Here is a 24,415-nt window from a genome sequence, read left to right as displayed (position 1 = left end):
CGCGGGGCGAGGGGGCGGCGCCGTCGCCGCTTGCCCGCGAAAGTTAGTCAGTGATAACTAATCGACACATCGCGAGCACTCCCTGGGGGAGAGATGCAACAGCAGAGCGCACGTCGCGGGGGAGCCGCCTGGGCCCTCGTCATCACCAGCGTCGCCGGATTCATGGCGGCCCTGGACAACCTCGTCGTCACCACCGCACTGCCCTCGATCCGCCAGGACCTGGGCGGCGCGCTGGACGACCTGGAATGGACCGTGAGCGCCTACACGCTCACCTTCGCCGTCCTGCTGATGTTCGGAGCGGCGCTCGGTGACCGCTTCGGCCGCCGACGGCTCTTCCTCGCCGGGCTCACCGTATTCACCGGTGCCTCCGCGGCCGCCGCCATGGCGCCCGGCATCGGCTCCCTCATCGCCGCCCGTGCGGTCCAGGGCGCCGGCGCGGCCGTGATGATGCCGCTCACACTGACCCTGCTGACCGCGGCCGTGCCCGCCGCCAAGCGCGGGATGGCGTACGGCATCTGGGGCGCCGTCAACGGTCTCGCGGTCGCCTCCGGGCCGCTGATCGGCGGCAGTCTCACCGAACACATCTCCTGGCACTGGATCTTCTGGCTGAACGTGCCGCTGGGCGTCGCCCTGCTGCCGCTCGCCCGTCTGCGTCTCGCCGAGTCCTACGGCGCCGGCGCACGGCTCGACCTCCCCGGCACCCTGCTCGCCAGCGGCGGCCTCTTCGGGGTCGTCTACGGCCTGGTCCGCGGGCCCGCCGACGGCTGGACCGACTCCGTCGTCCTCACCGGGCTGCTCGCCGGCACCGCGCTGCTGGCCGGGTTCGTGGTGCACGGCTCCCGCGCCGAGAACCCGATGCTCCCCATGCGGCTCTTCCGCTCCCGCGCCTTCGCCGGCATCAACGCCGCCAGCCTGCTGATGTTCCTCGGCATGTTCGGCTCGATCTTCCTGCTCAGCCAGTACATGCAGGGCGTGCTCGGCTACTCGCCCACCGAGGCCGGCCTCCGGATGCTGCCCTGGACCGGGATGCCGATGCTCGTAGCACCGATCGCCGGCATCCTCTCCGACCGCATCGGCGGCCGCCCGGTCGTGGCCGCCGGACTGTTCCTCCAGGCAGTCGGGCTGGGCTACCTGGCCGTCGTGGACACGACCCACGTCTCCTACGCCGCACAGCTGCCCGGCCTCATCGTCAGCGGCATCGGCATGGCCCTGTTCTTCGCCCCGGCCGCCAACCTGGTGATGTCCAGCGTCCGCACGCAGGAACAGGGCATCGCCTCCGGCGCCAACAACGCGCTGCGCGAGGTCGGCGGAGCCCTCGGTGTCGCGGTCATGTCCTCGATCTTCTCGGCACAGGGCGGCTACGAGTCCGCACAGAACTTCGTCGACGGGCTGCGGCCCGCCCTCGTGACCGGCTCCGCGGTGGTCGCCCTCGCGGCGCTCGCGGCCCTGGCGATCCCCGCCCGGCGCAGCGCCTCCCGCGCCGCGGAGGCGACCGGTGACCGGACCGGCGAGCGGGTCGGCCGGCAGACCGGGGACCAGGCCGGCGAGCAGACCGGTGAGCCCGCTCTGCAGCCCGCCGCCCACTGACCCCGCCCCCCGCCACCCACTCCACGCGTGCGTACGGCCCCGTCCCGCCGACGGGGCCGTACGCGCGCGTGGAGGTTCCGCCACGGGTACGCACGGGGCGAGCGGACGGGGCTGTCGGTGCCGTCTCGTAGTCTTGAGCGCGTGCAGGAACTCCACGACGCCCCCCTCGCCCCGCTGACCACCTTCCGGCTGGGCGGCCCCGCGGCCCGGCTGGTCACCGCCACCACCGATGCCGAGGTGATCGACACCGTCCGCGAGGCCGACGCCGCCGGCACACCGCTGCTGGTCATCGGAGGCGGCTCCAACCTGGTCATCGGCGACAAGGGCTTCGACGGCACGGCCCTGCGCATCGCCACCACCGGCTTCGAACTGCGGGACGGCACACTGGAGCTGGCCGCGGGCGAGGTGTGGACCGACGCGGTCGCCCGCACCGTGGAGGCCGGGCTCGCGGGCATCGAGTGCCTGGCCGGGATCCCGGGCTCGGCGGGCGCGACACCGATCCAGAACGTCGGTGCGTACGGCCAGGAGGTCTCCTCGGTCATCACCGAGGTGATCGCCTACGACCGCCGGGCCCACGAGACGGTCACGCTGACGAACGAGGAGTGCGCCTTCTCCTACCGGCACAGCCGCTTCAAGGCCGACCCCGAGCGCTACGTGGTGCTGCGCGTCCGCTTCCGTCTGCAGGACGCGGACGGGCTGTCGGCGCCGGTCAGGTACGCCGAGGCGGCCCGCGCGCTCGGCGTCGAGCCCGGTGAGAGGGTGCCGCTCGCCGCCGCCCGCGAGACCGTCCTGAAGCTGCGCGCCGGGAAGGGCATGGTCCTGGACCCCGACGACCACGACACCTGGTCGGCCGGATCGTTCTTCACCAACCCGATCCTCGAGGACGCCCGGTTCGACGCCTTCCGCGCGCGCGTGCGGGAGCGGCTCGGCGACGGCACAGAGCCGCCGGCCTACCCCGCGGGCGAGGGCCACACCAAGACCTCGGCCGCCTGGCTGATCGACAAGGCGGGCTTCACCAAGGGGTACGGCACCGGACCCGCCCGCATCTCCACCAAGCACACCCTCGCCCTCACCAACCGGGGCGGCGCCACCACCGAGGACCTGCTGGCCCTCGCCCGCGAGGTCGTCGCCGGAGTCCGCGATGCCTTCGGCATCACGCTGGTCAACGAGCCGGTGACGGTGGGCGTGAGCCTGTAGGCCCGCCCGGGGCGGTCAGTACGCCACCCCCACTCCCTGCTTCACCGTCCCCGGGTCCTCGATCATCCGCAGCATCGCGTGGGCCACGTCCGCCCGCGCGATGAAACGGCCCCGGGGCGGGAAACCGCCGACGACCGTCCGGTACGAACCGGTGAGGGGCTTGTCCTGCAGCCGTGGCGGCCGTACGGACGTCCAGTCCGTGCCACTGCGGGCCAGCTCGTCCTCCATCTCCCGCAGGTCGGCGTAGACGTCCTTCAGCAGCGCCGACACGATCCCGCGCGCGCCCCTGTCGAGGAAGCCGTCGCCCTCCGGCTCGGGCCCGACGGGAGCCGCGCTCACCACGAGCACCCGCCGCACGCCCTCGGCCTCCATGGCCCGCAGAACCGTACGGGTCAGCCGGGCCGCCACCCCGGCGTCCTTGCGGCTCCGTGGGCCCAGGCCCGACAGGACGGCGTCCCGGCCGGTGACCGCGGGGCGTATCGCCTCGGGGTCGGCGAGGTCGGCGCGGAACACCTCCAGGGCCGCACCGGTCACATCGAGCCGGGCCGGGTCGCGCACCACCGCGGTGACCCGGTGCCCCGCGGCGAGCGCCTGACGGACGACCTCCTGCCCGATTCCTCCGGTGGCACCGAAAACGGTGAGATCCATGGCGTACCCCTACGTGTTGTCCGTCGAAGCGGCTCCGGTGGGTGAGTATTCACTCACCGTCCTGTCCCCTAGGGTGGGTAAGCACTCACCAACCGTCAAGCTCCCTGGGAGACACCATGCGATCCTTGGGCGCCATGCAGCAGAAACCGGCCCGCGTCCGCATCCTCGACGCCGCCCACGAGCTGATGCTCACCGTCGGGCTCGCGCGTGCCACCACCAAGGAGATCGCCAAGGCGGCAGGCTGCTCCGAGGCGGCGCTCTACAAGCACTTCACCGGCAAGGAGGAGCTGTTCATCGAGGTCCTCCGGGAACGACTGCCGGGGCTCACTCCGCTGCTGAGCGGGCTCACCGCCGAACCGGGCCGGAACCCCCTCGAGGACAACCTCACCGAGATCGCCCGGCAGGCCGCCCTGTTCTACGAGCAGAGCTTCCCGATCGCGGCCTCCCTCTACGCCGAGACCCAGCTCAAGAAACGGCACGACGACGCCATGCGGGAGATGGGATCGGGCCCGCACCTGCCCATCGAGGGCCTCGACGCCTATCTCCGCGCCGAACAGGCCGCCGGCCGGATCCACCCCGACGCGGACACCTTCGCGGCCGCGTCCCTCCTCCTGGGGGCCTGCGCGCAACGGGCCTTCGCCTACGACGCCACCCGCGACGTCGAGCCGCCCCAGGTGGACGACTTCGCCCGACGGCTCGCCCGCACGCTGCTGAGCGGAATCGCCGCATGAGGCTGAGACTGCGCCAGTTCCGGCCCCGCACCGGCCCGTACCTGCACCGGGTCGTCCAGCCCTGGCAGCCCCTGCGCCACACCTGGCTGCGCGCCCCGGAGCCGCTCCCGATCGGACTGCTGGAGGGCGATCACGACGGGCTCAGCCGGCTCGCCGGCCTGTTCTCCTTCGCTGCCTGCTCCCGCCGCACGATCGTCCACGTGCCCCTGCGCGACGGAGCCCCGCCCGACGAGGGCAGGGGTGAGCCGGTCGACCTCGTCCTGGCCCACCACACGCTCGGCCTGCGCCCCAGCCAGTGGCCCGAGTTACGCGGGAAACTGCGCCAGGGCACCCCGCTGACCGTCCGCACCGACGAGGCGCGCACCGCCCGCGACGCCGCGTCCCTGCGCGAGCGGTGGGAACGCGCGGACTTCCGCGAAGAACTGCGGCACACCACGCACGCCCGCACCTTCTTCCTCTTCGGCAGCCGGGACGTCTTCGCCCACACCGCCACGGAATTCGCGCAGGCGGCGGGCTGGGGGCCGCGCCAGAAAGGTGTCGCCAAGGGGTACCCGGTGCTGATGTCCGGGCTCCCGGTGCTGGCCCAGCCGCCCGGCGGCGGGCATCCCGTGGAGGTGCTGATCTGCTACAGGCGGGATCCCTACCACGTCCGGTTCAGGCGGCCGGGCCGGCGAGCCAGTCGTCCACCCCGGCCAGCAGCCGGGCCCTGACCTCCTCCGGCGCCGCCGAACCCCGGATCGACTGCCGGGCCAGTTCGGCCAGTTCGGCGTCCGTGAAGTCGTGGTGCCGGCGGGCGATCTCGTACTGGGCGGCCAGCCGGGAGCCGAAGAGCAGGGGGTCGTCGGCGCCCAGCGCCATCGGAACCCCCGCCTCGAAGAGCGTGCGCAGCGGAACGTCCTCCGGTTTCTCGTACACGCCCAGGGCCACGTTCGACGCCGGGCACACCTCGCAGGTCACGCCCCGGTCGGCGAGCCGCTTCAGCAGCCGCGGGTCCTCCGCCGCGCGCACGCCGTGACCGATCCGGCTCGCGTGCAGGTCGTCCAGGCAGTCCCGCACCGAGGAAGGGCCGGTCAGCTCCCCGCCGTGCGGGGCCGACAGCAGACCGCCGTCCCTGGCGATGGCGAACGCCCGGTCGAAGTCCCGCGCCAAGCCCCGGCGTTCGTCGTTCGACAGCCCGAAACCGACCACACCCCGGTCGGCGTACCGCACCGCCAGCCGGGCCAGGGTGCGCGCGTCCAGGGGGTGCTTCATCCGGTTCGCCGCCACCAGCACCCGCATGCCGATGCCGGTGTCCCGCGAAGCGGTCTCCACCGCGTCCAGGATGATCTCCAGCGCCGGGATCAGGCCGCCCAGCCGGGGCGCGTACGAGGTCGGGTCCACCTGGATCTCCAGCCAGCCCGAGCCGTCCCCGAGGTCCTCCTCGGCCGCCTCCCGCACCAGCCGCTGGATGTCCTCCGGATTTCTGATGCACGAGCGCGCCGCGTCGTAGAGCCGCTGGAAGCGGAACCAGCCCCGTTCGTCCGTCGCCCGCAGCCTCGGCGGCTCCCCGCTGGTCAGGGCGTCGGTGAGCGCCTCGGGCAGGCGCACGCCGTACTTGTCGGCCAGTTCCAGCAGGGTGGTGGGCCGCATCGACCCGGTGAAGTGCAGGTGCAGATGGGCTTTCGGCAGCTCAGAGACATCACGTACACGCTCCATTGGAGGATCCTGCCGTACGTCCCCGCCGTCCCGGAAGCGGATTCCCCGAACGTGGTCTTGCTCGCACAAGTGAAGGAGGGCCGAGGGGCGTAGTACGACTGCCCTCGGCCCTCCTTCGGAGCGGGAACGTCAGTCCTGCGCCTCCGCCAGCAGCTTCTGGATCCGGCTCACGCCCTCGACCAGGTCCTCGTCACCGAGCGCGTACGACAGCCGCAGGTAGCCGGGGGTGCCGAAGGCCTCGCCCGGGACGACCGCGACCTCGGCCTCCTCCAGGATCAGCGCGGCCAGCTCCACCGTGTTCTGCGGGCGCTTGCCGCGGATCTCCTTGCCGAGCAGGGCCTTCACCGACGGGTACGCGTAGAAGGCGCCCTCCGGCTCCGGGCAGAGGACGCCGTCGATCTCGTTGAGCATCCGCACGATGGTCCTGCGGCGGCGGTCGAAGGCCTCGCGCATCTTCTCGACGGCGGACAGGTCGCCGGAGACGGCGGCCAGGGCCGCGACCTGGGCCACGTTGGACACGTTCGACGTGGCGTGCGACTGCAGGTTCGTCGCGGCCTTCACGACGTCCTTCGGGCCGATGATCCAGCCCACGCGCCAGCCCGTCATGGCGTACGTCTTCGCCACACCGTTGACCACGAGGCACTTGTCGCGCAGCTCGGGCAGGACCGCCGGCAGGGAGACGGAGACCGCGTCGCCGTAGACCAGGTGCTCGTAGATCTCGTCGGTCAGCACCCACAGGCCGTGTTCCAGGGCCCAGCGGCCGATGGCCTCCGTGTCGGCCTCGGAGTAGACGGCGCCGGTCGGGTTCGACGGGGAGACGAAGAGGACGACCTTCGTCCGGTCCGTGCGGGCGGCCTCCAGCTGCTCGACCGAGACCCGGTAGCCGGTGGTCTCGTCCGCCACGACCTCGACGGGGACACCGCCGGCCAGACGGATCGACTCCGGGTACGTCGTCCAGTACGGCGCCGGCACGATGACCTCGTCGCCCGGGTCCAGGATCGCGGCGAAGGCCTCGTAGATGGCCTGCTTGCCGCCGTTGGTGACGAGGACCTCGGAGACGTCCGGCTCGTAGCCGGAGTCACGCAGCGTCTTCGCGGCGATCGCGGCCTTCAGCTCGGGAAGGCCGCCGGCCGGGGTGTACCGGTGGAACTTGGGGTTCTTGCAGGCCTCGACGGCCGCCTCGACGATGTAGTCCGGGGTCGGGAAGTCGGGCTCGCCCGCGCCGAAGCCGATCACCGGACGCCCGGCGGCCTTGAGGGCCTTGGCCTTGGCGTCCACGGCGAGGGTGGCGGACTCGGAGATCGCGCCGATTCGGGCGGAGACCCGGCGCTCGGTGGGAGGGGTTGCAGCGCTCATGGGGCCATCGTTCCAGACCCGAAACACACCAGGCACGCGGGTTTCACCCACTGAACAGCATCGGGCCGAGTCGTGAACAAGGGTCCGAATACCCCCCGCGGCCAGGACGATCTTCCGTGCGGTGGTCCCGAACGGGCACTTTCTGTTCGACGCCGCGCCCGCGACCACGTACACTCTCACCTCGTTGGCCTTCAGCAGCCGCACCGCGGCCGGTGCACACCGAGCACTCGGTCGGATGCGGTACGTTGGGGAGCACACAAAGGGTCGTAGCTCAATTGGTAGAGCACCGGTCTCCAAAACCGGCGGTTGGGGGTTCAAGTCCCTCCGGCCCTGCTACACACACCGCCAGGATGTGTGCGCATGTACGTACAGCAATGCACCGCCGTGCGGCTCAGAAACCGGGCGCGGCACGGCCACGACCCGGGATCAGGTGAGGACGAATGACGGACGCCGTGGGCTCCATCGACACGCCTGACGCGGACGAGGTGCAGGAGAGTCAGAAGAAGGCCCGCAAGGGTGGCAAGCGTGCCAAGAAGGGCCCGCTGAAGCGCCTCGCCATCTTCTACCGCCAGATCATCGCGGAACTCCGCAAGGTCGTCTGGCCGACGCGCAACCAGCTGTCCTCGTACACCACCGTGGTGATCTTCTTCGTTGCCATCATGATCGCGCTGGTGACCGTGATTGACTATGGGCTCAACCACGCGGCCAAGTACGTCTTCGGCTGAGCCAAGAGCGAAGGGCGCCGTGGTACCGGCGCCCGTTTTCGCATGTTCCACCCCTATGTATCCAGGAAGAAGCAGCCATCGTGTCTGACCCGAACCTGAACGACGACGCCACCGAGCCTCGCGGGGCTGCTGCCGAGACGGTGGACGACGAGCTCGACATCGTCGAGGGCGCGGACGACGAGGACGAGTTCGAGGCTGCGGAAGCCGCACTGGGTGAGCCTGCCGAGGAAACCGCCCTGCACGTCGAGGACGACGAGGCGGAGACCGAGCCCTCAGCCGAGGTCGAGGAGGCCGAGGCCGAGGAGGCCGAGCCCGTCGACCCCATCGAGGCCCTCCGCGAGGAACTGCGCACCCTGCCCGGCGAGTGGTACGTGATCCACACGTACGCCGGTTACGAGAACCGCGTGAAGACCAACCTCGAGCAGCGCGCCGTCTCGCTGAACGTCGAGGACTACATCTTCCAGGCCGAGGTGCCGCAGGAAGAGGTCGTCCAGATCAAGAACGGCGACCGCAAGACGATCAAGCAGAACAAGCTGCCGGGTTACGTCCTGGTCCGCATGGACCTGACCAACGAGTCCTGGGGCGTCGTCCGCAACACCCCCGGCGTCACCGGCTTCGTCGGCAACGCCTACGACCCCTACCCGCTGACCCTGGACGAGATCGTCAAGATGCTCGCCCCGGAGGCGGAGGAGAAGGCCGCCCGCGAGGCCGCCGAGGCCGAGGGCAAGCCCGCCCCGCAGCGCAAGGTCGAGGTCCAGGTCCTGGACTTCGAGGTCGGCGACTCGGTCACCGTCACCGACGGCCCGTTCGCCACGCTCCAGGCGACCATCAACGAGATCAACCCCGACTCCAAGAAGGTCAAGGGCCTGGTGGAGATCTTCGGCCGCGAGACGCCGGTCGAGCTCTCCTTCGACCAGATCCAGAAGAACTAGTTCTTTCTGGACCAACCGCTTCCGCGCAGGTCAGGCGAACGCTCGGCGGACGCCTGACCTGCGCGGTTTTAAGCCGCGCATCTATACCCGTTATCGTTGTGCGGTATGCCTGCGTCCGGGTCGCCCCCGAACGCAGGCAGGACCCGAACCGAAAGGACCCGGAGAGCTATGCCTCCCAAGAAGAAGAAGGTCACGGGGCTCATCAAGCTCCAGATCCAGGCCGGTGCCGCCAACCCGGCTCCGCCGGTCGGCCCGGCGCTGGGTCAGCACGGCGTCAACATCATGGAGTTCTGCAAGGCCTACAACGCCGCGACCGAGTCGCAGCGTGGCTGGGTCATCCCGGTGGAGATCACGGTCTACGAGGACCGCTCCTTCACCTTCGTGACCAAGACGCCGCCGGCCGCGAAGATGATCCTCAAGGCCGCGGGCATCGAGAAGGGCTCCGGCGAGCCGCACAAGACCAAGGTCGCCAAGATCACCGAGGCGCAGGTCCGCGAGATCGCCCAGACCAAGCTCCCCGACCTCAACGCCAACGACCTGGACGCCGCCGCGAAGATCATCGCCGGTACCGCGCGTTCCATGGGCGTCACGGTCGAGGGCTGAACCCTCACCTCGTAGCAGTCATGCGGCCGTAGCCGGTCGCACGTGGCAGGGCCTGCTCGGCCCGTACCACGACTCCTTTCAGAACACACAGGAGCAGTTGTGAGCAAGCGCAGCAAGGCCCTCCGCGCTGCGGACGCCAAGATCGACCGGGAGAAGCAGTACGCCCCGCTCGAGGCCGTCCGTCTCGCCAAGGAGACCTCCACGACCAAGTTCGACGGCACCGTCGAGGTCGCCTTCCGTCTGGGTGTCGACCCGCGCAAGGCCGACCAGATGGTCCGTGGCACCGTGAACCTTCCGCACGGCACCGGCAAGACCGCCCGGGTCCTGGTCTTCGCGACCGGTGACCGTGCCGAGGCCGCGCGTGCCGCGGGCGCCGACATCGTCGGTGCCGACGAGCTGATCGACGAGGTCTCGAAGGGCCGCCTGGACTTCGACGCCGTCGTCGCCACCCCGGACCTCATGGGCAAGGTCGGCCGCCTCGGCCGCGTCCTCGGCCCGCGTGGTCTGATGCCGAACCCGAAGACCGGCACCGTCACCCCCGACGTTGCCAAGGCCGTCACCGACATCAAGGGCGGCAAGATCGAGTTCCGCGTCGACAAGCACTCGAACCTGCACTTCATCATCGGCAAGACGTCGTTCGACGACACCAAGCTGGTGGAGAACTACGCCGCGGCGCTCGAGGAGATCACCCGCCTCAAGCCGTCCGCCGCGAAGGGTCGCTACATCAAGAAGGCCGCCATCAGCACCACGATGGGCCCCGGCATCCCGGTCGACCCGAACCGCACCCGCAACCTCCTCGTCGAGGAGGACCCGGCCGCCGTCTGAGCCTCGCGCTCACCCCGGTAGCCGCGTCACGGACGTGACAAAAGAGGGCGGGCCCCGCAACCTTCCGAGGTGCGGGGCCCGTCCTTTCTTTGCGCGGTCTTTCGCGTGACCGTCAGTGGCCTGGGCTACGGTGCAGGCACACAACTCGCATAGGGGTGGGACGAGATGAAGAGCACGACCGTGCGCCGGGTGACTCTTTCCATAGCGGTGGTGACCGCCTTGACGGGGCTGGCCGCTTGTGGAACCGAGAACGGGAGCTCCGGGAAGGCGGGTGGCACGAGCCTCTCGCACGTCAGCCCCGTGGCCGCCCTGCGCTCCGCCGAGAAGTCCACCGACAAGGCCCTCTCGGCCAGGGTCCGCTCCACCACGACCATCGGCAACATGATGTCGATGACGGCGAACGGCACCGTCGCATGGGGCAACGGCATGCGGGGCGACCTCACCATCACCTACACCGGCGGCAAGCTGGTCGACGCGATGCGCCAGGCCGGCTCGACGTCGACGGAAGCCCGCTATCTGCCGGACGCCTACTACACGAAGATGAGCGGGAAGGTCGCCGAGCAGATGGGCGGCAAGCACTGGCTCCGTTACGGCTTCGACGACCTCGCCAAGTTCAGCGGCGGCTCGGGCGCGTACATGAAGGACCAGATGCAGAACACCACGCCGAAGCAGTCGGTGAACATGCTGCTGGCCTCCGGTGACGTGAAGAAGGTGGGCGAGGAGAAGGTGTCCGGCGTGCGGAGCACGCACTACTCGGGCACGGTGAACGTCGCCGACCTCGTCGGCAAGAACAGCAACCTCAGCGCCGGCCAGCTCGCCGATGTGAAGAAGCAGCTCACACAGGCGGGCGTCACCACGGAGACCCTCGACATCTGGCTCAACGACCAGGATCTCCTGGTCAAGGCGGCCGTGAAGGCGGACATGGCGACCGGTCCGATGACCAGCACCGCGTACTACACCGACTACGGCGTGAAGGTCTCCGTCCAGAAGCCTCCGGCCAGTGACACCAGGGACGTCAAGGACCTGATGAAGTCACTCGGGACCCCGGGCAGCGGCAACACGGCCTCCGGGTCCGACACGAGCTCCTCCTGATCCCGGCCGCGCGGCCCCGAACGGGGCCGAACGGGCGGATTTGCACGACCGCGATCCGTTCACGTACTCTCCTACAGAAGCCAAAGACCGCTGGTCGTTGCCGCGCGCTTGAATGAGGGCGTGGTGGCCGAAGGATCCGCTGAAAATGCGGGCGACCCGCGCAGGTGACTGTGGAAGAGCTCCCGGAGCAAGCGCGAACCAGCGCGTGTGACCGGTCGAGCCCGCCCCGTGCGCCTGCGCCGGGGCGTTTCGTTTTCCCCAGTCCTCCTTCGGGTCCGCGCGGTCAGAATCACCCGGAAGGAGGCCGAGGCTCTATGGCGAGGCCCGACAAGGCTGCCGCGGTTGCCGAGCTGACGGACAAGTTCCGCAGCTCCAACGCCGCCGTGCTGACCGAGTACCGCGGTCTCACCGTGGCGCAGCTCAAGACGCTGCGCCGGTCGCTCGGTGAGAACGCCCAGTACGCCGTGGTGAAGAACACGCTGACCAAGATTGCGGCCAACGAGGCCGGGATCACGCTGGACGACCAGCTCTTCGCTGGTCCGACGGCTGTCGCCTTCGTCACCGGTGACCCGGTGGAGTCGGCGAAGGGTCTCCGTGACTTCGCCAAGGACAACCCGAATCTCGTCATCAAGGGCGGTGTCCTTGACGGCAAGGCGATGTCCGCCGACGAGATCAAGAAGCTTGCGGACCTCGAGTCCCGCGAGGTTCTGCTCTCCAAGCTGGCGGGTGCCTTCAAGGGCAAGCAGTCCCAGACTGCGCAGCTCTTCCAGGCGCTTCCCTCGAAGCTCGTCCGCACCGTGGACGCTCTTCGCGCCAAGCAGGACGAGCAGGGCGGTGCCGAGTAATTCGGCTCGCTTTCTGACCCCGGCCGCCTGACGCGGCAGAGGTCACAGCGGGCCAACGTACGCCCGCCACTCATGTACATCCGGCACCAGCCGAATTAGTGGAAGGATCGCCCATCATGGCGAAGCTCAGCCAGGAAGACCTGCTCGCGCAGTTCGAGGAGATGACCCTCATCGAGCTCTCCGAGTTCGTGAAGGCGTTCGAGGAGAAGTTCGACGTCACCGCCGCCGCCGCGGTCGCCGTTGCCGGTCCGGCCGGTCCGGCCGCCCCGGCCGAGCAGGCCGAGGAGAAGGACGAGTTCGACGTCATCCTCACCGGCGCCGGCGACAAGAAGATCCAGGTCATCAAGGTCGTGCGTGAGCTGACCTCCCTGGGTCTGAAGGAGGCCAAGGACCTCGTGGACGGCGCCCCGAAGCCCGTTCTCGAGAAGGTCGCCAAGGACGCCGCCGAGAAGGCCGCCGAGTCCCTCAAGGGCGCCGGCGCCTCCGTCGAGGTCAAGTAAGACCATTCGGGTCGACCACGACCCGAGCGACGGCCGAAACAGTCCCCTGGGGCTGTAACGGTCACGCACCGAGGAGCGATCATCCATCCGGGTGGTCGCTCTTCGGCGTTCCGGGGGTCCGGCCACGGTTGCCTTGCGCCTGTGACGGCGAGGGGTAAGGTGATCTTCGTCGTGGCCCCGGGGCATCCGCTTCGGGCTTTGGGGGGCCTTGACGAACCGCACGCAGCGCGCAATTCTCAGGACGCGTCGTCACAACGATCCGAAATCCGAGGCATGGATCGACGACGAAGAGGGCAGTATCAACGTGCGTTGAGGGCAGGATGCCAAGGGCGTTGACAAGAGCGGTGAGCACAGCGAGGGTCTCGAGAAACCCGCACTGGACATCAGTGTGCCAAGTGGCTACACTGACCCTTTGCGCTGCCTGTTAGCTGTCCCCTGCCCGTCACCAGGGGTCTGCCCTCACTCGTACATCGTCGACGAACGTTCCCCGACCTGGGACTTTTGTCGCTATGTATGAGAGAGGGGCCGGTACGCGCGTAGTGAGTCCGAGCCCTCGGAAGGACCCCCTCTTGGCCGCCTCGCGCAACGCCTCGACCGCGAATACGAACAACGGCGCCAGCACCGCCCCGCTGCGCATTTCCTTTGCAAAGATCAAGGAGCCTCTCGAGGTTCCGAACCTGCTCGCGCTGCAGACCGAGAGCTTTGACTGGCTGCTCGGCAACACCGCCTGGCAGAGTCGGGTCGAGGAGGCTCTGGAGAACGGTCAGGACGTCCCCACCAAGTCCGGCCTCGAGGAGATCTTCGAGGAGATCTCCCCGATCGAGGACTTCTCCGGGTCGATGTCGCTGACGTTCCGCGACCACCGCTTCGAGCCGCCCAAGAACTCGATCGACGAGTGCAAGGAGCGCGACTTCACGTACGCCGCGCCCCTCTTCGTGACGGCCGAGTTCACCAACAACGAGACCGGCGAGATCAAGTCCCAGACCGTCTTCATGGGTGACTTCCCGCTCATGACGAACAAGGGCACCTTCGTCATCAACGGCACCGAGCGTGTCGTGGTGTCCCAGCTGGTCCGTTCGCCGGGTGTCTACTTCGACTCCAGCATCGACAAGACGTCCGACAAGGACATCTTCTCCGCCAAGATCATCCCGTCCCGGGGCGCCTGGCTGGAGATGGAGATCGACAAGCGCGACATGGTCGGTGTCCGCATCGACCGCAAGCGCAAGCAGTCCGTGACCGTCCTGCTCAAGGCGCTCGGCTGGACGACCGAGCAGATCCTCGAGGAGTTCGGCGAGTACGAGTCCATGCGCGCCACCCTGGAGAAGGACCACACCCAGGGCCAGGACGACGCGCTGCTCGACATCTACCGCAAGCTGCGCCCGGGCGAGCCCCCCACGCGCGAGGCCGCGCAGACGCTGCTCGAGAACCTCTACTTCAACCCCAAGCGCTACGACCTCGCCAAGGTCGGCCGCTACAAGGTCAACAAGAAGCTGGGTGCGGACGCTCCGCTCGACGCGGGCATCCTGACCGTCGAGGACGTCATCTCGACGATCAAGTACCTGGTGAAGCTGCACGCCGGCGAGACCGAGACCACCGGTGACTCCGGCGAGACGATCGTCGTCGAGACCGACGACATCGACCACTTCGGCAACCGTCGTCTGCGCAGCGTCGGCGAGCTCATCCAGAACCAGGTCCGTACGGGTCTGGCCCGTATGGAGCGCGTCGTGCGCGAGCGCATGACGACCCAGGACGTCGAGGCGATCACGCCGCAGACCCTGATCAACATCCGGCCGGTCGTCGCCTCCATCAAGGAGTTCTTCGGCACCAGCCAGCTGTCCCAGTTCATGGACCAGAACAACCCGCTGTCCGGGCTGACGCACAAGCGTCGTCTGTCCGCGCTCGGCCCGGGTGGTCTCTCCCGTGAGCGGGCCGGCTTCGAGGTCCGTGACGTGCACCCCTCGCACTACGGCCGCATGTGCCCGATCGAGACGCCCGAAGGCCCGAACATCGGTCTGATCGGCTCGCTCGCCTCGTACGGCCGGGTCAACGCGTTCGGTTTCGTCGAGACCCCGTACCGCAAGGTCGTCGACGGCCAGGTCACCGACGAGGTGGACTACCTGACCGCCGACGAGGAGGACCGCTTCGTCATCGCGCAGGCCAACGCCACGCTCAACGACGACCTGCGCTTCGCCGAGGCCCGTGTGCTCGTCCGCCGCCGTGGCGGCGAGGTCGACTACGTCGGCCCCGAGGACGTGGACTACATGGACGTCTCGCCGCGCCAGATGGTGTCGGTCGCGACCGCCATGATCCCCTTCCTCGAGCACGACGACGCCAACCGTGCCCTCATGGGCGCGAACATGATGCGTCAGGCCGTTCCGCTCATCAAGTCCGAGGCCCCGCTCGTCGGCACCGGCATGGAGTACCGCTCCGCCGTCGACGCCGGTGACGTGGTCAAGGCCGAGAAGGCGGGTGTGGTCCAGGAGGTCTCCGCGGACTACATCACCACCGCCAACGACGACGGTACGTACATCACGTACCGCCTGGCCAAGTTCGCCCGCTCCAACCAGGGCACCTCGGTCAACCAGAAGGTCGTCGTCGCCGAGGGCGACCGGATCATCGAGGGCCAGGTCCTGGCCGACGGTCCGGCCACCCAGAACGGTGAGATGGCGCTCGGCAAGAACCTGCTCGTGGCGTTCATGCCGTGGGAGGGTCACAACTACGAGGACGCGATCATCCTGTCGCAGCGCCTCGTGCAGGACGACGTCCTCTCCTCGATCCACATCGAGGAGCACGAGGTCGACGCCCGTGACACCAAGCTCGGCCCCGAGGAGATCACCCGGGACATCCCGAACGTCTCCGAGGAGGTCCTCGCCGACCTCGACGAGCGCGGCATCATCCGCATCGGCGCCGAGGTCATCGCCGGCGACATCCTCGTCGGCAAGGTCACGCCCAAGGGTGAGACCGAGCTGACGCCCGAGGAGCGCCTGCTGCGCGCGATCTTCGGTGAGAAGGCCCGTGAGGTCCGCGACACCTCGCTGAAGGTGCCGCACGGCGAGACCGGCAAGGTCATCGGCGTGCGCGTCTTCGACCGCGAGGAGGGCGACGAGCTTCCCCCCGGTGTGAACCAGCTGGTGCGCGTCTACGTCGCACAGAAGCGCAAGATCACCGACGGTGACAAGCTCGCCGGCCGTCACGGCAACAAGGGTGTCATCTCGAAGATCCTGCCCATCGAGGACATGCCGTTCCTCGAGGACGGAACTCCGGTCGACATCATCCTCAACCCGCTGGGTGTGCCGTCCCGAATGAACCCGGGACAGGTCCTGGAGATCCACCTCGGCTGGCTCGCCAGCCGCGGCTGGGACGTCTCCGGTCTCGCGGACGAGTGGGCCCAGCGCCTGCAGGCCATCGGTGCCGACCAGGTCGACCCGGGCACGAACGTCGCGACCCCCGTCTTCGACGGTGCGCGCGAGGACGAGCTCGCGGGTCTGCTGCAGCACACCATCCCGAACCGCGACGGCGAGCGCATGGTGCTCCCGTCCGGCAAGGCGCGGCTGTTCGACGGCCGCAGCGGTGAGCCGTTCCCGGACCCGATCTCGGTCGGCTACATGTACATCCTGAAGCTGCACCACCTGGTCGACGACAAGCTGCACGCCCGCTCGACCGGTCCCTACTCGATGATCACCCAGCAGCCGCTGGGTGGTAAGGCCCAGTTCGGTGGCCAGCGCTTCGGCGAGATGGAGGTGTGGGCCCTCGAGGCCTACGGCGCCGCCTACGCCCTCCAGGAGCTGCTGACCATCAAGTCCGACGACGTCACCGGCCGCGTGAAGGTCTACGAGGCCATCGTCAAGGGCGAGAACATCCCCGAGCCCGGCATCCCCGAGTCCTTCAAGGTGCTCATCAAGGAGATGCAGTCGCTCTGCCTGAACGTGGAGGTGCTGTCCAGCGACGGTATGTCCATCGAGATGCGTGACACCGACGAGGATGTCTTCCGCGCTGCGGAGGAGCTCGGCATCGACCTGTCCCGGCGCGAGCCGAGCAGCGTCGAAGAGGTCTGACGGGAGTCCGGCGGGCCCCTGACCGACCAGGGACCCGCCGACCCCCAGGCCCCCGTTTCAGACCAAAGACTTACAACCCTGAGAGGGATTGACGCATAGTGCTCGACGTCAACTTCTTCGATGAGCTCCGGATCGGCCTGGCCACCGCCGACGACATCCGTCAGTGGAGCCACGGCGAGGTCAAGAAGCCCGAGACCATCAACTACCGCACCCTCAAGCCCGAGAAGGACGGACTCTTCTGCGAGAAGATCTTCGGTCCGACCCGGGACTGGGAGTGCTACTGCGGCAAGTACAAGCGCGTCCGCTTCAAGGGCATCATCTGCGAGCGCTGTGGCGTCGAGGTCACCCGCGCCAAGGTGCGCCGTGAGCGGATGGGCCACATCGAGCTGGCCGCGCCCGTCACGCACATCTGGTACTTCAAGGGTGTCCCGAGCCGGCTGGGCTACCTGCTCGACCTGGCTCCCAAGGACCTCGAGAAGGTCATCTACTTCGCGGCGTACATGATCACGTACGTCGACGAGGAGCGCCGCACCCGCGACCTGCCCTCCCTGGAGGCGCACGTCTCCGTCGAGCGGCAGCAGATCGAGAACCGCCGCGACGCCGACCTCGAGGCCCGCGCCAAGAAGCTCGAGACCGACCTGGCCGAGCTGGAGGCCGAGGGCGCCAAGGCCGACGTGCGCCGCAAGGTGCGCGAGGGTGCCGAGCGCGAGATGAAGCAGCTGCGCGACCGCGCGCAGCGCGAGATCGACCGCCTCGACGAGGTGTGGACCCGGTTCAAGAACCTCAAGGTCCAGGACCTCGAGGGCGACGAGCTGCTCTACCGCGAGCTGCGTGACCGCTTCGGCACGTACTTCGACGGTTCGATGGGTGCCGCGGCGCTGCAGAAGCGTCTGGAGTCCTTCGACCTCGACGAGGAGGCCGAGCGCCTCCGCGAGATCATCCGCACCGGCAAGGGCCAGAAGAAGACCCGTGCGCTGAAGCGGCTGAAGGTCGTGTCCGCGTTCCTGCAGACCTCCAACAGCCCCAAGGGCATGGTCCTCGACTGCGTGCCGGTCATCCCGCCGGACCTTCGTCCGATGGTGCAGCTCGACGGTGGCCGCTTCGCGACCTCCGACCTGAACGACCTGTACCGCCGTGTGATCAACCGCAACAACCGACTGAAGCGCCTTCTCGACCTCGGTGCGCCCGAGATCATCGTGAACAACGAGAAGCGCATGCTCCAGGAGGCCGTCGACGCCCTCTTCGACAACGGTCGTCGCGGCCGTCCGGTGACCGGTCCCGGTAACCGCCCGCTGAAGTCCCTCAGCGACATGCTGAAGGGTAAGCAGGGCCGCTTCCGTCAGAACCTGCTCGGTAAGCGTGTGGACTACTCCGCGCGTTCCGTGATCGTCGTCGGTCCGCAGCTCAAGCTGCACCAGTGCGGTCTGCCGAAGGCGATGGCGCTGGAGCTGTTCAAGCCGTTCGTGATGAAGCGCCTGGTCGACCTGAACCACGCGCAGAACATCAAGTCGGCGAAGCGCATGGTGGAGCGCGGCCGCACGGTCGTGTACGACGTCCTCGAAGAGGTCATCGCCGAGCACCCGGTGCTGCTGAACCGTGCTCCCACCCTGCACCGCCTCGGCATCCAGGCCTTCGAGCCGCAGCTGGTCGAGGGCAAGGCCATTCAGATCCACCCGCTCGTCTGCACCGCGTTCAACGCGGACTTCGACGGTGACCAGATGGCCGTGCACCTGCCGCTGTCCGCGGAGGCGCAGGCCGAGGCCCGCATCCTGATGCTGTCCTCGAACAACATCCTCAAGCCGGCCGACGGCCGTCCGGTGACGATGCCGACCCAGGACATGGTCCTCGGTCTGTTCTTCCTCACCACCGACGGCGAGCTGCGTGACACCAAGGGCGAGGGCCGGGCGTTCGGCTCCACGGCCGAGGCGATCATGGCGTTCGACGCCGGCGAGCTCGCGCTGCAGTCGTCGATCGACATCCGCTTCCCGGTGGGCACCATCCCGCCGCGCGGCTGGACCCCGCCGGCGCGTGAGGAGGGCGAGCCCGAGTGGCAGCAGGGTGACTCGTTCCGCCTGCGCACCACCCTGGGCCGCGCACTCTTCAACGAGCTGCTGCCCGAGGACTACCCGTTCGTCGACTACTCGGTGGGCAAGAAGCAGCTCTCCGAGATCGTCAACGACCTGGCCGAGCGCTACCCCAAGGTCATCGTGGCGGCGACGCTCGACAACCTGAAGGCGGCCGGCTTCTACTGGGCGACCCGCTCCGGTGTCACCGTGGCCATCTCCGACGTCGTCGTTCCCGAGGCGAAGAAGGAGATCGTCCGCGGTTACGAGGCGCAGGACGAGAAGGTCCAGAAGCAGTACGAGCGCGGTCTGATCACCAAGGAAGAGCGCACTCAGGAGCTCATCGCGATCTGGACCAAGGCGACCAACGAGGTCGCCGAGGCGATGAACGAGAACTTCCCCAAGACCAACCCCATCTTCATGATGGTTGACTCGGGTGCCCGAGGAAACATGATGCAGATGCGGCAGATCGCCGGTATGCGCGGTCTGGTGTCGAACGCGAAGAACGAGACCATCCCGCGTCCGATCAAGGCGTCCTTCCGTGAGGGCCTGTCCGTGCTGGAGTACTTCATCTCCACGCACGGTGCCCGTAAGGGTCTGGCGGACACCGCCCTGCGTACCGCCGACTCGGGTTACCTGACCCGTCGTCTGGTGGACGTCTCGCAGGACGTCATCATCCGCGAGGAGGACTGCGGCACCGAGCGCGGTCTGAAGCTGAAGATCGCCCACCGCGGTGCCGACGGTGTGCTGCGCAAGGCGGAAGACGTCGAGACCAGCGTCTACGCCCGCATGCTCGCCGAGGACGTCGTCATCGACGGCAAGGTGATCGCGCCGGCCAACGTCGACCTGGGCGACGTGCTCATCGACCAGCTCGTGCGTCACGGTGTCGAGGAGGTCAAGACCCGCTCGATCCTGACCTGTGAGTCGCACGTCGGCACCTGTGCCATGTGCTACGGCCGTTCGCTGGCCACCGGCAAGCTGGTCGACATCGGTGAGGCGGTCGGCATCATCGCCGCCCAGTCCATCGGTGAGCCCGGTACCCAGCTGACGATGCGAACCTTCCACACCGGTGGTGTGGCCGGTGACGACATCACCCAGGGTCTGCCGCGTGTCGTCGAGCTCTTCGAGGCCCGTACTCCGAAGGGTGTCGCCCCGATCTCCGAGGCCCAGGGCCGCGTGCGGATCGAGGAGACCGAGAAGACCAAGAAGATCGTCATCACGCCGGACGACGGCAGCGACGAGACGGCGTTCCCGATCTCGAAGCGTGCCCGACTCCTGGTCAGCGAGGGCGAGCACGTCGAGGTGGGCCAGAAGCTCACCGTGGGTGCCACCAACCCGCACGACGTGCTGCGCATCCTGGGTCAGCGTGCCGTCCAGGTCCACCTGGTCGGCGAGGTCCAGAAGGTGTACAACTCGCAGGGTGTGTCGATCCACGACAAGCACATCGAGATCATCATCCGGCAGATGCTGCGCCGTGTGACGATCATCGAGTCCGGCGACGCCGAGCTGCTGCCCGGCGAGCTGGTCGAGCGCTCGAAGTTCGAGCAGGAGAACCGTCGTGTGGTCCAGGAGGGCGGTCACCCGGCCTCCGGTCGTCCGCAGCTCATGGGTATCACCAAGGCCTCGCTGGCGACCGAGTCCTGGCTGTCGGCGGCGTCCTTCCAGGAGACGACCAGGGTTCTGACGGACGCGGCGATCAACGCCAAGTCCGACTCCCTGATCGGCCTCAAGGAGAACGTCATCATCGGTAAGCTCATCCCGGCCGGTACGGGTCTGTCCCGCTACCGCAACATCCGGGTCGAGCCGACCGAGGAGGCCAAGGCCGCGATGTACTCGGCCGTCGGCTACGACGACATCGACTACTCGCCGTTCGGCACCGGCTCCGGCCAGGCCGTTCCGCTGGAGGACTACGACTACGGTCCTTACAACCAGTAAGCGAGCGTCCGGCTGACGCACTGAAGGGCGGCCACCCCCGTGGGGTGGCCGCCCTTCGGCGTTGTCTCGGGAACGTCAGCGGGCGAGGCCCAGGTAGGGATGCAGGGCCGTCAGACGGGTCTGGTGATCGGGGTGGGTGGACAGGAGCCTGGCCAGGGTGCCGGGCTCCTGGAGCTTCTGCCCCTGCGCGGCCAGGGCCGCCTTCGCCGCTGTCTCCTCGTTCTGGAAGTGGTACAGCACCTCGGACAACTGGCGGGCGAAGCCCAGTTCGGCGGCCTGCTGGTCGGCGCGCAGCTCGCCGCGCCGGCCCGCGTAGGCCAGCAGGTACGGGGCGACCACGAGCGGGATGGTGATGTACCAGGCGGCGAAGAGCGCGGCGGCCGCGACCATCGCCATGAACAGGATCAGGAACCCGGTCGCCGCCATGGAGAAGATGCTGGCGACCGCGATCGCGAACCTGGCCAGCCCCCTGGTCGCCGCCCAGGCGATCCGGCCGGGCAGCGAGTACCAGTAGCCGAGCAGACCGGCCCAGGCGTGCCCGCCGGTGTGGTGTCCCAGCTCGTGCGCGAGCACGGCGGCCAGGTTGCTGCTCGGGATCCGGTTCAGGGAGTACGTCGTGACGCCGACGACATGGCCGGCCACGGCGACCGCGTTCAGCTCGTCGCTGTTCTCCACCATCAGCTCGTACGTGCCCGGCTCGATGCCCGCGCGGGCGGTCACCTCGTTCCAGATCGGCTGCAGGCGGGCCAGCTCCTCCGGAGTGGGGATGCGCAGCTTGAGCACGTACCGGGCGAAGGCCAGCTCCGTCGGCCGGTGGAAGACGAGCAGGCCGGACGCGACCCAGGCGAGGATCACGATCGTTCCCACGACGTCACCGAAGATGCCGAGGGCTATGGAACTGACCAACGCGAGGCTCACCAGCGCCCCCGGAAGCTGCACCGCCAGCCGCCCGATCGCCGTGGCGTCGGCCCCGCGCTGGTGCTCGGCGACGTGCAGACGGGCGCCGCGGTGGCGGTAGTCGAGGTCGTCCGGGGCCGGTTCGGGGACGGGGGGTGGGGAGGGGGAGAAGGCGGGGGAGAAGCCGGGGGCGGAGGGAGGCGCGGGTGGGGGCATTCCTGGGGCGTACGGGGCCTGGGGCGGGACCGCGGCCGTCTGCGGGGGCGGCGGGTAGGCGGCGGGGTACTGCGGGGGCGCGGCGGGTGGGGTGGCGGGTGGTGCCGGGATGCCGCCGGTGGGCGGGTGGCCGGGGCCCGCGGTGGGATGACCGGGGGGCGCCGGGTATGCGGGGGGCTGGCCCGGATATGCCTGGGCGCCGGACGCGGGGGGCTGGGCCGGGTACGCGGGTGCCTGGCCCGGGTACGTAGGGGCGGCGGCCGGGTAGGCCGGTGCGGCGGCAGGGTGGCCGGGGGCGGTGTGCGGGTACTGCGGGGCGGCTGTGGGGTAGGCGGGCTCGCCGGGGTACGACGGCGGGGCGGTCGGCGGTGCCGCCGGGTAGGCGGGCGGCTGCGGGGCCGTGGCGTCGGGGTAGGCCGGCTCGGGGTACTGGGGCGGCACGGAGGGGTCGGGCGGCTGGGACATGAGCGGAGGCTCCTTCTGGTGCGGGTCGTACGTGCGCGGGGAGGCCGGGCCGGCTGTCGGGGCGTTCGAGCGCGGGCCGTCAGCCCAGGAGTGCGGCGGTGGGCAGGAGCAGGGTGCCGACGCAGAAGGCGATCAGGCCGGTGCGGATCCACCGGTGCTTGGACGCGGCGATCCGGCTGGTCTCGGTGAGCGCGGCCAGCAGGGCGGCGGTGGGATCGCGGTCGGTGTCGGCGAGGGCCTCGGCCAGCCGCCCTTCCCGTACCGCCTCCTGGATGTCACCGAAGTAGCACAGGGGGCGCCCCTCGGCCCATGAGCCGGAGCGGTAGCGGGGGAGGACGGCGAGCAGCAGCGCGAGCAGCGACAGGGCCAGCGCGGTCGCCCCGGCCCACCACAGGACGGCCGCGGGACCGGAGAGCCGGCTGGTCGACCAGTCCCGCCCGGCCAGCAGTCCGGTGAACACCCCCGCTGTCATGCCCAGCGCCGCCACGAGCACGGAGGCCTTGGTGTCGGCCCGCGCGATCTCCCCCCGCAGCTCGGTGAGCAGGCGCTCCGCGGTGCGGTTGGCGGCGAGGGCGGGGGCGGGGCCGGTGGTGGCGGGAGGCGTGGTGGTGCCCGGGGAGGTCACGCCGACCCCGCTTCGGGGGACTGCTCCGGGGGCACGCCGGGCGGGGGCGGTACGGCCGGTGCGGGGCCGTCGGAGACGAGGGTCAGGGGAGGCGTGCCGGCTGGGGGCGGCGGCGGAGGCGTCGGGACCGTCGTCTGGTCGTAGGACGGCTGTCCGGCGGGCGACTGCTCGTGCGGCTGCCCCGGCGTCGGCTGCCCGTACTGCGGTGGTCCGTACTGCGGTGGTCCGTACTGCGGTGGTCCGTACTGGGGTTGCCCGTACTGAGGCTGTCCTGGCGTCGGTGGGCCATAAGGCGGCTGCTGTCCGTACGACCCGGCGGTCCCCTGTGCCGTCGGGTCGTACGGGGCCGGGGTGCCGGGCGGTGCGAGGTAGGGCGCCGGCGGCTGGGCGGGCGGTGGGCCCGGGGCGTAGGGCTGTGGGGGGACGTACGGCTGCTGCGGCGGAACGCCCGGGGGCAGGGCTTCGGGCGGCGCCGCCTGCTCGCGCATGAGGTCGTCGACGGAGCGCAGCACGGTCCGCGCCGACTCTGCCTTCTGGTAGTCCTCCAGGGTGTCCCCGGCGATCAGTTCGAGTTCCTTGCGGATGGCGCCGATCTGGTCCTTCTGCAGGGCGCCGATGGCCGTCCGGGTGTCCCCGGGGTGGGCCGCGAGGTGCAGGGCCCAGGCGGCGACGCCACCGTGCTGCAGCCAGTACTGGTAGAAGGCGATCTTCTGCGCCACCAGTTCCTGGGACTGCTGTCCGCGCAGCACCTCCAACTGGTGCTCGAGCTGCGCCTGCCGCATCCGGTACTCGTGCTCGGGGTCGAGCATCTCCGACTCGTAGCGCAGGGTGCGCTTGCGGCGGCGGTGGGCGATCGCGTCGTCGTCCAGACGCAACCGCACCACGCAGGTCACGTGCAGACCGGTCCCGGTGGCGAAGTGGCCCTCCTCCTCGACCACCCGCTGCACGGCCCGTTCGGCGCCGGGGCTGTCCTCGATGGGGAAGCGGCGGGTGACCGGGCGGGCCACCTGCTGGAGTTCGCGGGTGAGCCGGGTCGGCACGTCCCGCTCGCCGCTCGCCACGAAGGCGATCGGGTCCGCCACCCGCCAGGTCAGGTCGGCGGTCACCCCGAAGGCGAACGCGTCGTCGTCACTGGGCAGTTCGAGCTCCAGCTGGACCGGGTGGCTGCCCATGTCCACCTCGTACACGGAGGTGTAACGGCGGGTCGCCGCGTCCGTGCGGCTCGGCCGGTGCGGCGGCATGTAGACGTCGTACGAGCCGCCGCTGGTGACGAAGACCAGGGCGTGGTCGATCGCGCCGACCTGTTTGCGGGCGGTGTAGTCGAACCGCGAGATCGGACGCACGGTCAGCACCGGGTCGACCAGCGCGGTGTGCCGGTCGGCGTTCTGCGTCCACTCCGGCGGTCGGCGGAAGTCCGCCATGG

19 protein-coding genes and 1 tRNA gene are annotated in these 24,415 nt (G+C 69.4%); 14 read left to right on the top strand and 6 right to left on the bottom strand.

What is annotated here, in order from left to right; genetic code table 11:
- Nucleotides 1-93 precede the first annotated feature (93 nt).
- Together ACFYZQ_RS22395 and ACFYZQ_RS22390 are read left to right on the top strand one after the other, a co-directional pair.
- On the top strand, nt 94-1,587 hold the full coding sequence (locus ACFYZQ_RS22395; RefSeq protein ID WP_389150325.1) for a DHA2 family efflux MFS transporter permease subunit: 1,494 nt from the start codon (nt 94-96) through the stop codon (nt 1,585-1,587).
- 141 nt (nt 1,588-1,728) lie between these two features.
- Complete coding sequence (locus ACFYZQ_RS22390; protein ID WP_389150322.1) at nt 1,729-2,784, top strand: UDP-N-acetylmuramate dehydrogenase; 1,056 nt, start codon at nt 1,729-1,731, stop codon at nt 2,782-2,784.
- A 15-nt stretch (nt 2,785-2,799) separates the two neighbouring features.
- Here ACFYZQ_RS22390 and ACFYZQ_RS22385 read toward each other — a convergent pair whose 3' ends face one another.
- A complete protein-coding gene (locus ACFYZQ_RS22385) occupies nt 2,800-3,432 on the bottom strand; it encodes an NAD(P)-dependent oxidoreductase (protein WP_389150319.1) in 633 nt (210 codons plus the stop codon).
- Between the two features lie 134 nt (nt 3,433-3,566).
- Here ACFYZQ_RS22385 and ACFYZQ_RS22380 point away from each other — a divergent pair, with 134 nt between their 5' ends.
- A complete protein-coding gene (locus tag ACFYZQ_RS22380) occupies nt 3,567-4,163 on the top strand; it encodes a TetR/AcrR family transcriptional regulator (RefSeq protein WP_389150425.1) in 597 nt (198 codons plus the stop codon).
- Nucleotides 4,160-4,873 carry a hypothetical protein gene (locus ACFYZQ_RS22375; RefSeq protein WP_389150316.1) on the top strand — a complete coding sequence of 238 codons (714 nt, stop codon included), beginning with the start codon at nt 4,160-4,162 and terminating at the stop codon, nt 4,871-4,873. Before ACFYZQ_RS22380 ends, ACFYZQ_RS22375 begins: the two co-directional genes overlap by 4 nt.
- Here ACFYZQ_RS22375 and ACFYZQ_RS22370 read toward each other — a convergent pair.
- Both ACFYZQ_RS22370 and ACFYZQ_RS22365 read right to left on the bottom strand, forming a co-directional pair.
- Nucleotides 4,818-5,858, bottom strand: coding sequence for an adenosine deaminase (locus ACFYZQ_RS22370; RefSeq protein WP_389150315.1), 1,041 nt, complete (start codon nt 5,856-5,858; stop codon nt 4,818-4,820). The genes ACFYZQ_RS22375 and ACFYZQ_RS22370 overlap by 56 nt on opposite strands.
- Before the next feature lie 129 nt (nt 5,859-5,987).
- Nucleotides 5,988-7,214 (bottom strand): pyridoxal phosphate-dependent aminotransferase, encoded by a 1,227-nt coding sequence (locus ACFYZQ_RS22365; RefSeq protein WP_389150313.1) that lies wholly within the window; start codon nt 7,212-7,214, stop codon nt 5,988-5,990.
- Between the two features lie 260 nt (nt 7,215-7,474).
- Here ACFYZQ_RS22365 and ACFYZQ_RS22360 point away from each other — a divergent pair.
- The 10 genes from ACFYZQ_RS22360 (at nt 7,475) to ACFYZQ_RS22315 (ending at nt 20,789) form a co-directional block, all read left to right on the top strand.
- Nucleotides 7,475-7,547: transfer RNA gene (locus tag ACFYZQ_RS22360), tRNA-Trp, on the top strand.
- Nucleotides 7,548-7,654: 107 nt separating this feature from the next.
- Nucleotides 7,655-7,939 carry a preprotein translocase subunit SecE gene (gene secE / locus ACFYZQ_RS22355; RefSeq protein WP_388798452.1) on the top strand — a complete coding sequence of 95 codons (285 nt, stop codon included), beginning with the start codon at nt 7,655-7,657 and terminating at the stop codon, nt 7,937-7,939.
- Nucleotides 7,940-8,019: 80 nt separating this feature from the next.
- A complete protein-coding gene (gene nusG, locus ACFYZQ_RS22350; protein WP_389150311.1) occupies nt 8,020-8,871 on the top strand; it encodes a transcription termination/antitermination protein NusG in 852 nt (283 codons plus the stop codon).
- Between the two features lie 168 nt (nt 8,872-9,039).
- Complete coding sequence (gene rplK, locus ACFYZQ_RS22345; protein ID WP_316750050.1) at nt 9,040-9,474, top strand: 50S ribosomal protein L11; 435 nt, start codon at nt 9,040-9,042, stop codon at nt 9,472-9,474.
- A 99-nt stretch (nt 9,475-9,573) separates the two neighbouring features.
- The gene (rplA, locus tag ACFYZQ_RS22340) at nt 9,574-10,299 is read left to right on the top strand and encodes a 50S ribosomal protein L1 (RefSeq protein WP_388798459.1); all 726 of its coding nucleotides are present in this window, start codon (nt 9,574-9,576) and stop codon (nt 10,297-10,299) included.
- A gap of 165 nt (nt 10,300-10,464) precedes the next feature.
- On the top strand, nt 10,465-11,391 hold the full coding sequence (locus ACFYZQ_RS22335; protein ID WP_389150309.1) for a hypothetical protein: 927 nt from the start codon (nt 10,465-10,467) through the stop codon (nt 11,389-11,391).
- A 314-nt stretch (nt 11,392-11,705) separates the two neighbouring features.
- Nucleotides 11,706-12,236, top strand: coding sequence for a 50S ribosomal protein L10 (gene rplJ, locus ACFYZQ_RS22330; protein ID WP_388798465.1), 531 nt, complete (start codon nt 11,706-11,708; stop codon nt 12,234-12,236).
- 116 nt (nt 12,237-12,352) lie between these two features.
- Nucleotides 12,353-12,736 carry a 50S ribosomal protein L7/L12 gene (rplL, locus tag ACFYZQ_RS22325; protein WP_358656822.1) on the top strand — a complete coding sequence of 128 codons (384 nt, stop codon included), beginning with the start codon at nt 12,353-12,355 and terminating at the stop codon, nt 12,734-12,736.
- A gap of 569 nt (nt 12,737-13,305) precedes the next feature.
- Nucleotides 13,306-16,791 carry a DNA-directed RNA polymerase subunit beta gene (gene rpoB / locus ACFYZQ_RS22320; protein ID WP_389150306.1) on the top strand — a complete coding sequence of 1,162 codons (3,486 nt, stop codon included), beginning with the start codon at nt 13,306-13,308 and terminating at the stop codon, nt 16,789-16,791.
- A 98-nt stretch (nt 16,792-16,889) separates the two neighbouring features.
- Nucleotides 16,890-20,789 carry a DNA-directed RNA polymerase subunit beta' gene (locus tag ACFYZQ_RS22315; RefSeq protein ID WP_389150304.1) on the top strand — a complete coding sequence of 1,300 codons (3,900 nt, stop codon included), beginning with the start codon at nt 16,890-16,892 and terminating at the stop codon, nt 20,787-20,789.
- A gap of 75 nt (nt 20,790-20,864) precedes the next feature.
- On the opposite strand, the gene ACFYZQ_RS22310 is transcribed toward ACFYZQ_RS22315, so the two are convergent.
- The 3 genes from ACFYZQ_RS22310 to ACFYZQ_RS22300 form a co-directional block, all read right to left on the bottom strand.
- On the bottom strand, nt 20,865-22,367 hold the full coding sequence (locus ACFYZQ_RS22310) for a M48 family metalloprotease (RefSeq protein ID WP_389150301.1): 1,503 nt from the start codon (nt 22,365-22,367) through the stop codon (nt 20,865-20,867).
- A 79-nt stretch (nt 22,368-22,446) separates the two neighbouring features.
- Nucleotides 22,447-22,992 carry a Pycsar system effector family protein gene (locus tag ACFYZQ_RS22305; RefSeq protein WP_389150298.1) on the bottom strand — a complete coding sequence of 182 codons (546 nt, stop codon included), beginning with the start codon at nt 22,990-22,992 and terminating at the stop codon, nt 22,447-22,449.
- Entirely contained in the window at nt 22,989-24,413 is a 1,425-nt protein-coding gene (locus tag ACFYZQ_RS22300) for a hypothetical protein (protein WP_389150295.1), read from the bottom strand. Before ACFYZQ_RS22300 ends, ACFYZQ_RS22305 begins: the two co-directional genes overlap by 4 nt.
- Between the last annotated feature and the right edge of the window lie 2 nt (nt 24,414-24,415).

The sequence above is a fragment of the Streptomyces sp. NPDC001843 genome (assembly GCF_042891955.1).
GTDB lineage: Bacteria > Actinomycetota > Actinomycetes > Streptomycetales > Streptomycetaceae > Streptomyces.
Note: the sequence above shows the minus strand (reverse complement) of the source record. Positions and strands in the feature narration are given on the sequence as shown.